The sequence below is a fragment of the Leucobacter sp. Ag1 genome, from assembly GCF_000980875.1.
Classification (GTDB): Bacteria; Actinomycetota; Actinomycetes; order Actinomycetales; family Microbacteriaceae; genus Leucobacter; species Leucobacter iarius.
In genome coordinates this window covers 1-14480 of the sequence record NZ_LAYO01000072.1, presented here as the reverse complement: position 1 = coordinate 14480, position 14480 = coordinate 1, and the positions used below count along the sequence as shown (strand labels likewise).

The following is a 14480-nucleotide window of genomic DNA, read 5'->3' as shown; positions in this document are numbered from 1 at the left end:
AGGCTACCGGCCGGACTCGCGGCTGCTGCGCACGCCGAGGTCGGGCTCGGCCAGGCCGTAGACGCGGTGCAGCGCGTCGCGTGCGGCGTAGTAGCCGCCGAGGCCGTGCACGCCGGGCCCGGGGGCGACTGCGCCGGAGGTGAGGTAGAGGCCGGGGGTCGGGGTCCGCCAGGGGGCGAGGTCGGCGGTGGGTCGCGAGAGCAGCTGGCGCATGGTGACAGCCCCGGCGCTGAAGTCGCCGCCGACGGAGTTCTCGTTGTAGCGGGAGTAGTCGTCGGCCGTGATGACTTCGCTCGCGATGATGCGGTCGCGGAAGCCGGGGGCGAAGCGCTCGATCTGGGCGATGACGCGTTCGGAGACGTCGAGGGTGGAGCCGTTCGGAACGTGCGTGTAGCTCCAGATCGCGTGCCGGTCGGCGGGGTTGCGCGTCGGGTCGAAGCTGTCGGGCTGGACCAGGAGCACGAACGGGGATTCGGGGTGCCTGCCGCGCAGTACGTCGCGTTCGGCGGCGGCGATCTCGGCGCGGGTGCCGCCGAGGTGCACGGTGGGGGTTTCCGACATGCGCGCGTCGGCCCAGGGCACGGGGCCGTCGAGCACGAAGTCGACCTTGCAGGCGCCCGGCCCGAACTTCTGGCGTTCGAGGGTGCGCCGGTACCCGGCTGGGAGCGCGTCGCCTGCGATGCGGGCGAGCCCGCGCGCCGAGGTGTCGGCGAGCACGGTTCCGTAGGATCCGTGCTCGCGGAGTTCGCGGAGGGACCCGATGCGCTGCCCGGTCACCACGCGGCCGCCGTGGGCCTCGAGGTCGGCGATGAGCGCGTCCGCGATGGACCGGGATCCGCCGATGGGGACCGGCCAGCCGCGCGCGTGGCCGTGCGCGGCGAGCACCATGCCGACTCCCCCGGTGGCGAACGAGGGCAAGCGGCCGATGCCGTGCGCCAGCACCCCGGTGAGCAGCGCGGGAGCGGCGGCCTCCGAGAATCTGAGGTTCCAGGCCGGGGTGCCCTGTTCGGCGACGCGGAGGCCGAGCGCGATCATGCCGGGAATCGCGGGCACGAACGGCTGCGGCATCGAGAGGAGGGCGCCGCCCATGGCGAAGGACTGCACGGCGTCGATGTTGCGCACGAGCGGTCGGAGGAGGCGCCGGAACGCGGCGCCGTCGCGGCCGAGTTCTTCGGCGGTGCGGTCGAGCGAGCGGTAGGCGATGCCGCCGCGGCCGTCCGCAGGATCGAGCGGATGGCCGTAGGAGGCCTCGGGCACCGCGAATTCCATGCGCTGCGTGAGTTCGAAGCGCTGGAAGAAGTCGGAGGCGAGCGCCATGGGGTGCACGGCAGAGCAGGTGTCGTGCAGGACCCCGGGCATGACGCGGTCTTCGGTGCGCGTACCGCCGCCGGGGGTGCCGCGCGTCTCGAACACGGTGACCGGCACGCCCGCGCGGGCGAGCGTGACCGCGGCGGCGAGACCGTTCGGGCCCGATCCGATGACCGCGGCTCCCTCCGGCTGCCCCGCGGCGCTGCTCAACCCGCGCTCGGTCATGAGCTCTCGAGCCCCGATCGCGAGACCTCGCCGACCGCGACGACCGACATCGGCCGTTCGGCGATGAGCGCCGCGACCTCGCGGATCTCGTCGCTGGTGACCGCCGTGAAGCGTTCCAGCGAGGCGTCGAGACCGAAGAGTTCGCCGGAGCCCAGCTCGGCGCGCGCGAGGCGCCCCATGCGGGTGTCGGAGTCTTCGAGGGCCAGCGCCGAGGACCCGGCGATCTGCCCCAGCGAGCGTTCGTGCTCGTCTGCGGTGATGCCGTGCTCGGCCACGCGCTGCAGCTCGGCCTGCGCGAGGCGAACGACCTCGCGGGCCTTCTGCGGCGCGGAGCCCACGTACATGCCGAAGAGACCGGCATCGGAGTAGCTCGCACCGAAGGAGTATGTGGAGTAGGCCATGCCGCGCTTCTCGCGGATCTCTTGGAACAGGCGGCTCGACATGCCGCCACCGAGCACCGAGTTCATGATGCCGAAGGCGAAGCGGCGCGGGTCGGACGCCCGCAGGCCTCGGGTGCCGATCATCAGGTTGACCTGCTCGCTCGGGCGTTCGCTCACGGTGGTGTGCACCTCCCCCGGCCCGGGCAGCGCGACCTCGTCGCTGTCGCGTCGCGCGGCGGGCACAGCCTGGACCGACGGATCCCAGCGGGATTCGGGAGAGGCGGCGAGCGCGGCGACGACCTGCTCGACCAGGCGGTCGTGGTCGACCGCCCCGGCGACCGTGACCACGAGGGTCGAAGGCCGGTAGGTGTTGCGGTAGTGACGGTCGACGTCGTCGCGCCGTGCGGCACGGATGGTCTCGGGCAGACCGCCGATGGGTCGGCCGAGCGCGTGGGCGCCCATGACCTGCTCGAAGAAGCGCTCGTTGGCCACGTCGGCCAGGTCGTCAGCAGCCATGCCGAGTTCTTCGAGGATGACCTCGCGCTCGTTCTCGAATTCGTCGGCGTCGAGCACGGAGCTGGTGACCATGTCGGCGAGCACCGCGACCGAGTCGTCGAGGTCGACGTCGCGCACCTTGGCGTAGTAGCAGGTGTATTCCTTCGCCGTCAGCGCGTTGTGCTCGGCACCGATGCGGTCGAAGCTCGTGGCGATCTGGTAGGCGTCGCGCTGCGGGGTGCCCTTGAACAGCAGGTGCTCGAGGAAGTGGGTCGAACCGAGGCTGCCCGGGGCGTCGTCGTGCTCCGCCTGCTCGTCGCGCGAGCCGACGCCCACCCAGAAACCGATGGTCGCGCTGCGCGCGCCGGGCATGCGCTCGGTGAGGATGCGCAGGCCGCTCGGGTGGACGGTGCGGCGCACGAGACCGCCACCGAGGTCGGCCTCGAGCTCGGGCAGGTCGAGTGGCAGATAGAGGGGTTCTGGCATTGCCCCAGCCTATTGCGTCGGTCGTGCCCGCGCCGAGTCTCCACAGGCGTCTCCGCGCTCAGCGGATCAGACGCGCCCTGCGGAGGATGAGATAGAGCTCGCAGCCGAGGCAGAAGGCGAACACCGCGTTGAGGAACGCGGCGATGAACGCCGCGGCGGCCGCGATCGGCAGCGCCCAGGGCACCCCGAACGCGTGCAGCACGAGCCCGGCACCGGCGACGAACGCGCCGACGCCCTGCGCGAAGGTGGGCGGCTCCGCCGGCTCCAGCTCTTCGGGCGGCGCGAGGCGCGGGCGGATGACGCGCGCGAACAGCAGTCCGAACGGATGCCGGCGCACGCCCGCGCTCGCACCCCAGACGAAGAGGGCGAACAGCACCAGCAGGAGCAGCGACGCGGGTTCGGCCAGACGTTCGAGGGGCGAGCGCGCGGCGAGCGCCGCGCCGTCGGTCGCGCTCCCCGTCAGCAGTGCGAGCGCCACGTCGACGAGCAGCAGGGCGGCCGTGATCCCTGCAGCGAACCTCGGCCCGCGCGGATCCACTCCCGCGGATCCGGGACCCCCGGGTCGCGGACCCGCGGGTCCCGGCTCCCCGGGTCGCGGATCCGCCGCGGCGGATCCCGATGCGGCGCTTCCCGGCGCGGTGGACGAGCTCATGCGAGGCTCCCTTCGATCGTGCGGTCGGCGCCGACGTGCGCTTCGACGAGATCGCGCGCGTGCTGCGCGCTGACCGGGCCCGAGACTCGGGCACGGAGGCGATGCTGCGCGTCGAGCACGAGCACTGTCGGGGTGCGGAGGACCGAGAAGCGCCGGATCAGGTCGTCGCGGTGCGTCACATCGATCTCGACATGGCGCACGCCGTCGAACGCGTCGGCCGCCCCCGACAGGCTGCGCGCGCTCGCCGGGCAGCGCGCGCAGGTCTCCGTGCTGAACTGCACGAGCGTCAGCCGTTCCCCGAACTCCGGAGCCTCGGGGGTCGCGCCGGGCGTCTCGCCTGTCGGCGCCGCGAGATCTACCGGACGGATCCGATCCGCCGCATCGTCCGACGCGGTGGACCGCACGCGCGTCTGCTTGGCACGCAGCAGCAGGCCGAGGAGCGTCGCGCCGACGACGAGACCCGCGAGCGCGAGAACCACGACCATTGCATTCGATCCCATAATGTCTCCCATTATGCAACGGAATGTCTGGCTGGGGCGAGTGTGACGCCGCGAGACGGTCGCCGACACGGCCGCGCCCCAAGGCCGAGGCCCAAGCCCCGCGACCCTCAGTCCCGCAGCACCCCCGCGAGCACGGAGAGCGCAGCGGCGCGCGCTTCGCGTCCGCGCTCGCCGCGGTGCTCGATGAAGAGCTCGACGAGCTGCTCGGTGAGCAGCATGAGCGCGGCGCGGGAGGTGTGGATCAGTTCGTCCTGGAAGCCTCCGCTCACGGGCGGCACGAGCAGCACGGTGTCGGCGAGCTCGGCCGTGCCCGAGCGCGAGAACGAGGTGATGGCGAGCACGCGCGCTCCCCCGGCCCGCGCCGCGCGCATCGCGTCGAGCGTGGCCGCGTTTGCGCCGGATCCCGAGAACACGACGCAGACCGAGTCGGCGCCGAGTTGCCGGGCGGCGATCTGCTGCGCGAGCGGATCCGCGAAGTGCTCGGCGGGCCGGCCTGCCGAGTTCAGACGCATGACGAGATCGAGCCCGAGCGGCCCCGAGAGCCCGTTCGCGACGACGAGCACGCGGTTCGCCTCGTCGAGCTCACGCACGAACGCGTCGACGGCCTCGGGGGTGAGCGCCGACACCGAGTCGCCGAACCGCGCCCCGAATCGCCCGATCCGGGATCGGAGCCGACCGAGCGCCGTCGCATCCGTGCCGGTTCCCGCCTCCGCAGACTCCTGCCCCGCCTGTTCGAGCGCGAGCTCCTGCGCGAGCGCGACGCGCAGCTGCGGGTACCCCTCGTATCCGAGGGACTGCGCCGCGCGGATCACGGTCGTGCGGCCGACGCCCACGAGTTCGGCGAGGTCCTGCGCCGTCATGCCGACGGCTCGGTCGCGGTCCTGCACGACGGCTTCGACGACGCGGCGTTCGGTGCGCTGCAGTCCGGGCGCGAGCGACGCGATCCGCACGCTCGGCCGGGCCGACGGGTCTCCGGTCCAGCTCATGCTCGCCTTCCGTTCATGATGCGGCGGCGGATCGCCCCCGAGATCGCGTCCATGAGCATGGTCGCGATGACCACGACGATCAGCAGCATGCCGACCGTGTCCCACTGCCGGTAGTTGGTGTAGTTCGACAGCATACTTCCGATGCCGCCGGCTCCCACGAAGCCGAGCACTGCGGAGGTGCGGATGTTGATCTCGAAGCGGTAGAGCGCGAACGAGAGCAGCGCGGGGGCGACCGCGGGCCAGAGCGCCCAGCGCGTCACCGCGGCGGTCGTGCCGCCGGCCGCGCGCACGGCCTCGGCCGCGCCGTCCTGCACCGATTCGACCGACTCGTACACCCACTTGCCCTGCGTGCCGATGCCCGCGATCCCGAGCGCGAGCGCCCCGGTGAACGGCGTGAGGCCGGTGACGGTGAGCAGCACGAGCGCGATGATCACCTCGGGCACGGCCCGGATCACGGCGAAGAGCCCGCGCAGGATCACGCGCAGCCACAGCGGCCCGACGGAGTTCGCGGCGAGCATGCCGAGCGGGATCGAGATCACGACGCAGAGGATCGCGCCGATCCACGCCATCGAGATGGAGCGCCAGGTCTCGAACAGGGCGCGCGGCAGCTTCTCCCAGTTCGGCGAGGCGAACATGAGCTCGACGTAGTGCAGCACCTGGCCGGGCAGCGCCGGCAGTTCGGCCCACGAGATCTTGAGGCCGCTCGCGGCGACCAGGAAGACGAGGCCGGCGAGGATCGCCCACAGCGTCGGCCAGATCCGCGACGGGCGGGGCGGCAGCGCGAGCGGGGCGAACGCACGCGGCGCAACAGCAGGCGCAACAGCAGACGCGGCAGCAGGCCCAGCAGCAGCGTCTGCCGAAGCCACTGCGGGCCGAGGATCGACCCCCGGATCGAGACGGGTCATACGAGCCTCCTGCGCAGCAGATTGGAGACGATCTCGATCGCGATGACCACGACCAGGATCTCGAGGATGATCACCGAGACGTCGGAGTAGGCGTAGAAGCCGCGGCGCTCGTCGAGCAGGCGGCCGATGCCGCCCGCGCCCACGATGCCGAGGATCGCCGACACCCGCACGTTCAGTTCGAGCGCGTACAGCCACTGGTTCGCGAACAGCGGCAGCACCTGCGGCAGCGCGGTCGCCCGATTGATCTGGAACTGGGTGCCGCCCGCGGCGCGGCCGGCCTCCATGTAGCCGTGGTCGGCGGCGTCGATCGCCTCCGAGACGAGCTTGACCACGATCCCGAGGTTGAAGAGGAACAGGGTGAGCACGCCCGGCAGCGCGCCGACGCCGACCATCGCGACGAGCACGGTCGCGTAGACGAGGTCGGGCACGGCGCGGATCACGTTCACGAGGGTGCGCACCACGCGCCGCGTGATCCCGCGGGGGTTGGTCGGGGCCGCGGCCCACAGCGTGATCGGCACCGAGCACAGCGCCGAGAGCACGGCGCCGACGAGCGCCATCTGCAGCGTCTCGAGCATGGGCGCCCAGGTGCGCGGCAGGAACGCGAGGTTCGGCTGGGCGAGCTGGGCGAGCTTCGTCAGGCCGTTGCGCCAGTGCCGCGCGATCGATGCGAAGTCGAGGTCGATCCCGCCGATGGCGGGCAGGCACGTCGCGACGGTGAACGCGACGACCGCCGCGATCACGAGCGCGGTGCGCAGGGTGCTGCGCGGCTTCGGCGGCAGTTCGAGGGCCGCCCCGGTCCCCGCGCTCACGCCCCCGACCCCAGGCGGTCGCGCGGCTGAATGGGCCGGCCGTAGATCTGCTCGAAGTCGGCGTCGCTCGCGTCGGCGGCGGGGCCGTCGTAGACGATCCGCCCGTCGCGCAGCCCGATCATGCGGTCGGTGTACTGCCGCGCGAGATCCATGAGGTGGATGTTGACGAGCACGGTGAGCCCACGCTCGGCGTTGATGCGCCGCAGGTCGGCCATCACGGCGTGCGCGGTGGGCGGGTCGAGGCTCGCGACGGGTTCGTCGGCGAGCATCACGCTGGGCTCCTGCGCGAGCGCGCGGGCGATGGCCACGCGCTGCTTCTGCCCGCCCGAGAGCGCGCCGCCGCGTGCCCAGACCTTGTCGAGCATGCCGACCGAGTCGAGGGCCCGCAGCACGATCTCGCGATCGGTCGCGCTCGGGATCCCGAGCAGGGTGCGGTACGCGGGCGAGTGCGCGAAGCGGCCGACGAGCGCGTTGCGGTAGACGCTCGTGCGCTCGGCGAGGTTGAACGCCTGGAAGATCATGCCGATGTGCCCGCGGGCCTCGCGGAGGCCGCGGCCCCGCAGCTCGGAGACCCGGTGCGGGCCGACCGCGACCGTGCCGGAAGTGGCGCCGACGAGGCCGTTGATGGTGCGGATCAGCGTCGACTTGCCGGATCCCGAGAGGCCGACGATGGAGACCATCTCGCCCGGCTCGATCGCGAGCGAGACGTCCTGCAGCGCGCGGGTGCCGTTCGGGTAGGTGACCGAGACGCGGTCGAGGGCGATGCGCCACGATGCGGCGGCCGACGCGTGGCCGGCCCCCGCCCCGTGGCGCGCTTCGGTGGTGCTGGGCATTGAAGAATGAACCTGTCGCTGCGCGGTTACTTGGAGAACTGCTTGAGCACTTCGCCGTAGCGGGCGATCTGCTCGGGTGCGGTGTCGGCGGTCCAGTCGGAGAGGCCGACGAGCTTGAACATCACGTCCTTCGCCTCCTTCGACGAGTCGGCGTAGCCGTCCATCGCCTTCGTCAGCTTCTCGACGAGGTCGTCGGGCAGTGTGTTCGAGACCGCGACGCCGCCGTTCGGGATCATCTCGGTGTAGGCGAAGGCCACGACCTTGTCGGCGACGTCGGGCGCCTCCTTGGTCACGGTCGTGCGCGCGTCCCAGTAGCCGAAGCTGACCTCGGCGTCGCCCTTGTAGACCGAGAGCACCGCGTTGTTGTTGCCCTCGACCGGCACCTGGGTGATCCCGGTGTCGGTGTCGATGCCGGCGTCACGCATGGCGACGACCGGGTACTGGTAGCCGGCGGGCGAGGTGGCGGCCTGCAGGGCCACCTTGGTGCCCGGGGTGATCTTCTTCAGCGCGTCGATCCCGGCCGGTCCCTTGCCCGCCGCGTCCGCGCCGGCCTTCTCGATGCCGTTGCAGTACGAGAGGTCGATGCCGCTGGCTGCGTACTTCACCGTGACGGGCTTGTCGGCGCAGTACTTGCCGGGGTTGTTCGTGTAGGCGACTCCCGCGTACGAGGTCGCGCCGAAGCGGACGTCGCGCAGGATCAGCTTGGCGCCGTGCTGCTCGGTCGCGTTGAACAGGGATCCGGCGTCGGTGATGACCACCTGGGCCTGGTCGGATCCGAGCGCCTCGACGGTGGCGGCGTAGTCGCTCGCGACGACGCCCTTCACCTCGATGCCGAGGTCCTTCGACAGGTACTTGGTCAGCGGGTCGAGCGCCTCGGCGAGGTCCTCGCCCTCGACCGAGGGCACGAGCGAGATGGTGATCGACTTCGGCCAGTCCTTCGTGCCGCCGGCCGCGGAGGCCCCGGAGTCGGCGGCGCTGCAGCCCGCGAGTCCGAGCGCGAGGACGGCGAGTGCGCCTGCGGCGATAACGGATTTGCGCATGAGTGGGGGTTACCTTTCGGTGCCGGTTCCCGTGCCGAGCGGCGCGGGGCTGCTGGATGCCGCGGTCGCGGCCCAGGTTTCGATCTCGGTGCGGAGCGCGGCGAGCGAGCACCCGCGCATCGTCACCGGAAGCTGTGCGTGCTGCGCGCCCGCGGCGGTGGCGCCGACCAGGGCGGTGTCGGCGCCGAGCGCGAGCGCGGGCACCAGGTCGAACTCGGCGATGTCTCCGATCGCGAGCACGGGGCCGTCTTCGAGGAGGCGCGCGACGAGCGCGGTGAGGCCCGCGGGCTTGCCGACCGTGAAGCAGAGCTCGTCGAAGCGGTCGCGCACGCCCCAGGAGCGGAGCACGCGGTCGATCCCGGTCTCGGGCGCGTTGGTCGCGAGCACGAGGCGGGCGTGCCGCCCGAGCCCGGTCAGCAGCGCGTCGAGCCCGTCGGCGGCCTCGACCGGGGCGAGCGGCGTGCCGAGCGCGTCGCGGCTGCGCTGGTAGGCGGCCTCGAGCACCTCCGGGGCGACGCCGTCGTCGGCGGCGAGGGATCCGACGATGTCGTAGCCGTCGCGGTAGGCGCTCTCCCCCGCGTCGTAGCGGGCGAGTTCAGCCTCGACGCGCTCGGCGTACCCCTCGGCCGCGGATTCCGCGGCGATCCGCGCGTAGGCGCGGACGGGCCCGTGGCCGACGGCGAGCGTGCCGTCGAAGTCGAAGACGATGCTCGGTCGCATGTGCTCTCTTCCCCGTTCTGGACGTTTGATCCAAAACTACGAGCACAAATGGACGGGATGTCGATGAACGGGTGAACAGTCCGTTACGAGTGACTGACCGCATTCCAACGGAGCACCGGTTCGCGCACGAACTCCTCGAGCAGCGGGGCCGGATCGCCCGAGAACGGGAACGTGGTGAGCAGCACGAGGCGGTCCGACGCGGGCGCGGATCCGGGCGGCGCGGCGGATCCGGTTCCGGTTCCTATTCCGCCGGTGCCGGTGGCGGCGCCGGCGTCGGATCCGCTCGGCTCGATCCCGTAGACGAGCGCGGGCGTCTCCGCACCCGGGCCATGCTGCAGCACGACGCGGCTGAGCCGGCCGTCGACCACCGCGTCGGCGACGAGGGATCCTGCGGGCGGGCGGCGCAGCACGGGGAGCGCAGCTCCGGTGACGCGCGCGAGCAGCGTGGGCTCCAGATCGGATCCCGGTGCACCGGAGCTCGGCGCACCGGATCCGGGCCTACCGGATCCCGGCGGGCCGGCCTGGGGCGCGTCGAGGTGGAAGGCGTCGGCGGGGAGGCCGTAGGCGCGGGCGAGGGTGCCGTCGTGCCAGCGGTCGCGTTTGTAGCCGTAGGGGGTGGGCACGGTGGAGTACCAGTAGCCGTAGACGTGCAGGAGGCCGGCGTGGCCGTTGGGGAATGCGGCGTCGAGGCCGGCGGCCCGGTGCAGGGTTTCGAACAGTTCGGCGTCGATGGAGGGGACGCCGGTGTGTTCGTCGATGAGGGTGGAGGCGCCCCAGTGGGCGAGGCGGCCGGTTGCGGCGTCGCGTCGGACTGCTTCGAGCACGGGGTGGAGTGCGGGCAGCGGGAAGGGCGCGTCGGTCACGGGTTCGACTATGCCAGGTCGCGGGGCGGGGTGCGGACGTCTGGTGCGGGGACGACGAAGCCCCGGGCGCGGTGCGCCCGGGGCTCGGTCAGGGCCGGATCAGGATCCGGCTCTCGGGGTTACTCGGCTGCGGCCTCTTCGGTCGCGGCGTCGGCTGCGGGGGCTTCGCCCTCGGCAGCGTCCTCTTCGAGCACCGGGGCGAGCGACAGCTTGCCGCGATCGTCGACCTTGGTGATCTGGACGAGGATCTTCTGCCCAATGGAGAGCACTTCGTCGACGGACTCGATGCGCTTGCCGCCGACGAGCTTGCGCACCTCGGAGATGTGCAGCAGGCCGTCCTTGCCGGGGAGCAGCGACACGAAGGCGCCGAAGGTGGCGTTCTTCACGACGGTGCCGAGGTACTGCTCGCCGACCTCGGGGTTCTGCGGGTTGGCGATGGCGTTGACCTGAGCGCGGGCGGCCTCGGCCGACGGGCCGTCGACGGCGCCGATGTAGACGGTGCCGTCGTCGTCGATGGAGATGTCGGCGCCGGTCTCGTCCTGGATGCCGTTGATCGTCTTGCCCTTGGGGCCGATCAGCTCGCCGATCTTGTCGACGGGGATGTTGACCGTGATGACGCGGGGCGCGGTGGGCGCCATCTCGTCGGGGGCGTCGATCGCCTGGTTCAGCACGTTGAGGATCGTGGTGCGAGCCTCCTTCGCCTGCGACAGCGCGCCGGCGAGGACATCGGAAGGGATGCCGTCGAGCTTGGTGTCGAGCTGCAGTGCGGTGACGAACTCCGAGGTGCCTGCGACCTTGAAGTCCATGTCGCCGAGCGCGTCCTCCGCACCGAGGATGTCGGTGAGGGTCGCGTAGCGGGTCTCGCCGTCGACCTCGTCGGAGACGAGGCCCATTGCGATGCCTGCGACGCGCGCGCGCAGCGGCACACCGGCGTTGAGCAGCGACAGCGTGGAGGCGCAGACGGAGCCCATCGAGGTGGAGCCGTTGGAGCCGAGCGCCTCGGAGACCTGGCGGATGGCGTAGGGGAACTCGTCACGGGCGGGCAGCACCGGCACGAGTGCGCGCTCGGCGAGGAAGCCGTGCCCGATCTCGCGACGCTTCGGCGAACCCACGCGGCCGGTCTCACCGGTCGAGTAGGGCGGGAAGTTGTAGTGGTGCAGGTAGCGCTTGCTGGTGACGGGCGACAGCGAGTCGATCTGCTGCTCCATCTTGAGCATGTTCAGCGTGGTGACGCCCATGATCTGGGTCTCGCCGCGCTGGAAGATCGCCGAGCCGTGGACGCGGGGAATGACCTGCACCTCGGCGTCGAGATCGCGGATGTCGCGGGGGCCGCGGCCATCGATGCGGGCGCCCTCGGAGAGGATGCGGCCGCGCACGATCTTCTTGGTGACCGACTTGTAGGCGGCGGAGACCTGACCCTCGACCTCGGCGGGCAGTTCGCCGGCCTCGACCTTGGCCGCGATGGCCTCCTTGACGCGCGCCTTGAGCGCGTCGTCGGCGTCCTGACGCTCCTGCTTGTCGGCGATCTGGTAGATGCCGGCGAGCTCGGTCTCGGCGAGGGCGGCGACGGCGGCGTAGGCCTCGTCGGTGTAGGGCAGGAACACGGGGTACTCCTGCACCTCCTTCGCCGACTGGGCTGCGAGCTGCTCCTGCGCCTTGACGAGCTGCGAGAGGAAGGGCTTGGCGGCCTCGAGGCCCTGGGCGACGACGGCCTCGTCGGGCTTGGTCGCGCCGGCCTTGATCAGGTTCCAGGACCCCTCGGTGGCCTCGGCCTCGACCATCATGATGGCGACGTCCTCGGTTCCGTCGGCCTTGGTGACGACGCGGCCGGCGACGGTGAGGTCGAAGACGGCGTCCTTCAGCTGCTCGACGTTGGGGAACGCGACCCACTGGTCGCCGATGAGCGCGAGGCGCACGCCGGCGATGGGACCCGAGAAGGGCAGGCCCGAGATCTGGGTCGATGCCGATGCCGCGTTGATCGCGAGGGCGTCGTAGAACTCGCCCGGTGCGATCGAGAGGACGGTGATGACGATCTGGACCTCGTTGCGGAGACCGTCGACGAACGACGGGCGCAGGGGGCGGTCGATCAGGCGGCAGACGAGGATTGCCTCGGTCGAGGGGCGGCCCTCGCGTCGGAAGAACGAGCCGGGGATCTTGCCGGCGGCGTACGAACGCTCTTCGACGTCGACGGCCAGCGGGAAGAAGTCGAAGTGGTCCTTCGGCTGCTTGGAGGCGCTGGTGGCCGAGAGGAGCATCGTCTCCTCGTCGAGGTACGCGGCGACCGCGCCCTGCGCCTGCTGTGCGAGGCGGCCGGCCTCGAAACGGATGGTGCGCTTGCCGAACTTGCCGTTGTCGAGCACAGCCTCGGCGAACTTGATTTCAGGACCCTCCACGGGTTCTCCTTACGTGCTTTGAGCACGCGGCGAGCTGCCTCGAACGCGGATTCATGTGGACGAGGCGCTGATCGACAGTCGAAGACCACCCTGCGGTTTCGTCGCCCCGAGCGGGTCGGGGCCGAGCTGAGGGATCCACCACCGAAGACCAGCACGCAGCCGACGTGCTCGATTCATCGTTGATGCAGACAGACGTCTACTCCCCCAGGCTAGCATCGCGCGACCGTTTCGCCCACAAGGATCCCTGGGACGGTTCCCCTCTTCTGCGGTCGCCTGCGGCGGCGCACCACCTCTCTTCTGCGGTCGCCTGCGGCGGCGCACCACCTCTCTTCTGCGGTCACCTGCGGTGGCTCCCCTTCCCTGTCATCCTGCGCGAGCTTGCGAGTCGCAGGATCCTCCGCCCACTGATTGAGCGAGCCCCTCACCCGTCATCCTGCGCGAGCTTGCTCCACCTCCGTCATCCTGCGCGAGCTTGCGAGTCGCAGGATCTCCCCTCCCACCACCGAAACGACGCCCCTCTCCCGCCGGTTGAGCGAGCACAGCGAGTCGAAACCCAGCCTCTTCCCAGCAATCACCCCCTACCGCTGCTAACCCCTAACATGTTAGAGTCTTCGCAGTCGCATCGCACGGATCCGACTGGAAGCTTGCCCACCCTCTCGCATGACGGCGCGGAGGGCGGCGGAGGGAAACACCACTCATGAAGAACAAGATCGGACGCATAAGCGCATTTGGAATTATTGGCACCCTCGCGCTAAGTGGAGGCATAGCACATGCGGAGAGTACGGCATTTGCCTCCCCGAAAGCAGAAAACCAGGGCGATCGAATTAGAACTACTCTGGCATACGCAAACCCTTCTCCGAGACCTGATGACTGGTGGATCGGGGCTTGGGATGTTAGTTATTTTACCGTTGGAAAAGAAACCAGATATGTCTTAGTCCCTTCCACTGCGCCAACTTCCGCCGGGAGGATCCGGAACATTGAATTTGAAATACCCGCTCCGGGCACAACTGGACCAATTGATATCATCAAGAAGAGTGATGGAACATTCACATGCATTGCCGACCAAACGCCGCCCTACAGCGCGGGCTCTCTTCAGAACCTGTATACCACCGTCGGATTCGGCCAACAAAGACCAGGAAATTGCGCGCACTTTGCGCTCACGCAGAATGAGGCAGGTGAAATTGGACTGAAAGTTGTTGGAGGAAAGGCGGACGGGCGATACCTCGGGTCCATTGGCGGCGAACACGAACCGCTATTTATTGGAAGCCATGTTGGGATGCCGCACGCTTTCCAACCTCTTTTGATCCCCGGGCTCGAAGGTCTTGTCACAAAAGTAGCCTTTGAAGACGCGGTCGTGTCCTCAATGAATTCTGCCTTGTCCGGTACGGGTCAGCCTGGTGCGCAGGTCGAGGTCAAGGACAAGGACGGCACGTCGCTCGGCACGACCACGGTCGCCGAGGATGGCACCTGGTCCCTCACTCCGACCAGTGACCTGGCGAAGGGCCCGAATCAGCTGACCGCGGTACAGACCCCGAAGGACGGCGGCGAGACGTCTGAGGCGACCGCGACGATCACGGTCAACGTGGTCGATCAGCTGGCCGTGTCCGGCCCGACCGCCGGTTCCACGGTCACTACGGACAAGCCGGTCGTGACGGGCACCTCCGAGCCGAAGGCTGACATCACCATCACCGATAAGGATGGCAAGGTCATCGGCACGACGACCGCGAACGCAAAGGGCGAGTGGTCGATCACGCTCCCCGCGCAGCCCAACGGCCTGGTTGAGATCACCGTGACGGATGAGCACGGGCAGAAGGTCGATCACTCCTTCACCGTTGATGTCGCAGCCCCCATCGCGGAGCTCGTGATTACGGGCCCGAAGGAGGGT

13 protein-coding genes are annotated in these 14480 nt (G+C 70.2%); 1 reads left to right on the top strand and 12 read right to left on the bottom strand.

From position 1 onward, the window contains the following. Positions 1-3: 3 nt before the first annotated feature. From XM48_RS03390 to XM48_RS03330, 12 genes are all read right to left on the bottom strand, one after another. Positions 4-1533: an NAD(P)/FAD-dependent oxidoreductase gene (locus XM48_RS03390; protein ID WP_046454384.1), complete on the bottom strand. Its 1530-nt coding sequence runs from the start codon at positions 1531-1533 to the stop codon at positions 4-6. Beyond that, on the bottom strand, positions 1530-2894 hold the full coding sequence (locus tag XM48_RS03385) for a pitrilysin family protein (RefSeq protein WP_046454383.1): 1365 nt from the start codon (positions 2892-2894) through the stop codon (positions 1530-1532). The genes XM48_RS03390 and XM48_RS03385 overlap by 4 nt, the downstream gene beginning before the upstream one ends. A gap of 58 nt (positions 2895-2952) precedes the next feature. Next, the gene (locus XM48_RS03380; protein ID WP_084820937.1) at positions 2953-3546 is read right to left on the bottom strand and encodes a DUF4395 family protein; all 594 of its coding nucleotides are present in this window, start codon (positions 3544-3546) and stop codon (positions 2953-2955) included. Continuing rightward, entirely contained in the window at positions 3543-4046 is a 504-nt protein-coding gene (locus XM48_RS03370; protein WP_231580787.1) for a thioredoxin family protein, read from the bottom strand. The genes XM48_RS03380 and XM48_RS03370 overlap by 4 nt, the downstream gene beginning before the upstream one ends. 107 nt (positions 4047-4153) lie before the next feature. Next, positions 4154-5032 (bottom strand): MurR/RpiR family transcriptional regulator, encoded by an 879-nt coding sequence (locus XM48_RS03365; RefSeq protein WP_046454379.1) that lies wholly within the window; start codon positions 5030-5032, stop codon positions 4154-4156. Then, on the bottom strand, positions 5029-5937 hold the full coding sequence (phnE, locus tag XM48_RS03360; protein ID WP_084820935.1) for a phosphonate ABC transporter, permease protein PhnE: 909 nt from the start codon (positions 5935-5937) through the stop codon (positions 5029-5031). Before phnE (XM48_RS03360) ends, XM48_RS03365 begins: the two co-directional genes overlap by 4 nt. Continuing rightward, on the bottom strand, positions 5934-6746 hold the full coding sequence (phnE, locus tag XM48_RS03355; RefSeq protein ID WP_046454378.1) for a phosphonate ABC transporter, permease protein PhnE: 813 nt from the start codon (positions 6744-6746) through the stop codon (positions 5934-5936). Before phnE (XM48_RS03355) ends, phnE (XM48_RS03360) begins: the two co-directional genes overlap by 4 nt. Beyond that, positions 6743-7579: a phosphonate ABC transporter ATP-binding protein gene (gene phnC / locus XM48_RS03350; protein ID WP_046454377.1), complete on the bottom strand. Its 837-nt coding sequence runs from the start codon at positions 7577-7579 to the stop codon at positions 6743-6745. Before phnC ends, phnE (XM48_RS03355) begins: the two co-directional genes overlap by 4 nt. A 26-nt stretch (positions 7580-7605) precedes the next feature. Further along, a complete protein-coding gene (gene phnD / locus XM48_RS03345; protein ID WP_046454376.1) occupies positions 7606-8619 on the bottom strand; it encodes a phosphate/phosphite/phosphonate ABC transporter substrate-binding protein in 1014 nt (337 codons plus the stop codon). A 9-nt stretch (positions 8620-8628) separates the two neighbouring features. After that, the gene (locus XM48_RS03340) at positions 8629-9339 is read right to left on the bottom strand and encodes an HAD family hydrolase (RefSeq protein ID WP_046454375.1); all 711 of its coding nucleotides are present in this window, start codon (positions 9337-9339) and stop codon (positions 8629-8631) included. An 83-nt stretch (positions 9340-9422) separates the two neighbouring features. Continuing rightward, positions 9423-10202 (bottom strand): hypothetical protein, encoded by a 780-nt coding sequence (locus XM48_RS18195; protein ID WP_052961265.1) that lies wholly within the window; start codon positions 10200-10202, stop codon positions 9423-9425. A 119-nt stretch (positions 10203-10321) separates the two neighbouring features. Continuing rightward, on the bottom strand, positions 10322-12595 hold the full coding sequence (locus XM48_RS03330; RefSeq protein ID WP_046454373.1) for a polyribonucleotide nucleotidyltransferase: 2274 nt from the start codon (positions 12593-12595) through the stop codon (positions 10322-10324). A gap of 697 nt (positions 12596-13292) precedes the next feature. Here XM48_RS03330 and XM48_RS17780 point away from each other — a divergent pair. Then, positions 13293-14480, top strand: a 1188-nt coding sequence (locus tag XM48_RS17780; protein WP_197074132.1) for an Ig-like domain-containing protein, incomplete at its 3' end; no start/stop codon positions are given.

Excerpts from the sequence above, each read along its gene's own strand:
- XM48_RS03390 (WP_046454384.1), bottom strand. The coding sequence starts at position 1,533 with ATGACCGAGCGCGGGTTGAGCAGCGCCGCGGGGCAGCCGGAGGGAGCC.
- XM48_RS03385 (WP_046454383.1), bottom strand. The coding sequence starts at position 2,894 with ATGCCAGAACCCCTCTATCTGCCACTCGACCTGCCCGAGCTCGAGGCC.
- XM48_RS03380 (WP_084820937.1), bottom strand. The coding sequence starts at position 3,546 with ATGAGCTCGTCCACCGCGCCGGGAAGCGCCGCATCGGGATCCGCCGCG.
- XM48_RS03370 (WP_231580787.1), bottom strand. The coding sequence starts at position 4,046 with ATGGGATCGAATGCAATGGTCGTGGTTCTCGCGCTCGCGGGTCTCGTC.
- XM48_RS03365 (WP_046454379.1), bottom strand. The coding sequence starts at position 5,032 with ATGAGCTGGACCGGAGACCCGTCGGCCCGGCCGAGCGTGCGGATCGCG.
- phnE (WP_084820935.1), bottom strand. The coding sequence starts at position 5,937 with ATGACCCGTCTCGATCCGGGGGTCGATCCTCGGCCCGCAGTGGCTTCG.
- phnC (WP_046454377.1), bottom strand. The coding sequence starts at position 7,579 with ATGCCCAGCACCACCGAAGCGCGCCACGGGGCGGGGGCCGGCCACGCG.
- phnD (WP_046454376.1), bottom strand. The coding sequence starts at position 8,619 with ATGCGCAAATCCGTTATCGCCGCAGGCGCACTCGCCGTCCTCGCGCTC.
- XM48_RS03340 (WP_046454375.1), bottom strand. The coding sequence starts at position 9,339 with ATGCGACCGAGCATCGTCTTCGACTTCGACGGCACGCTCGCCGTCGGC.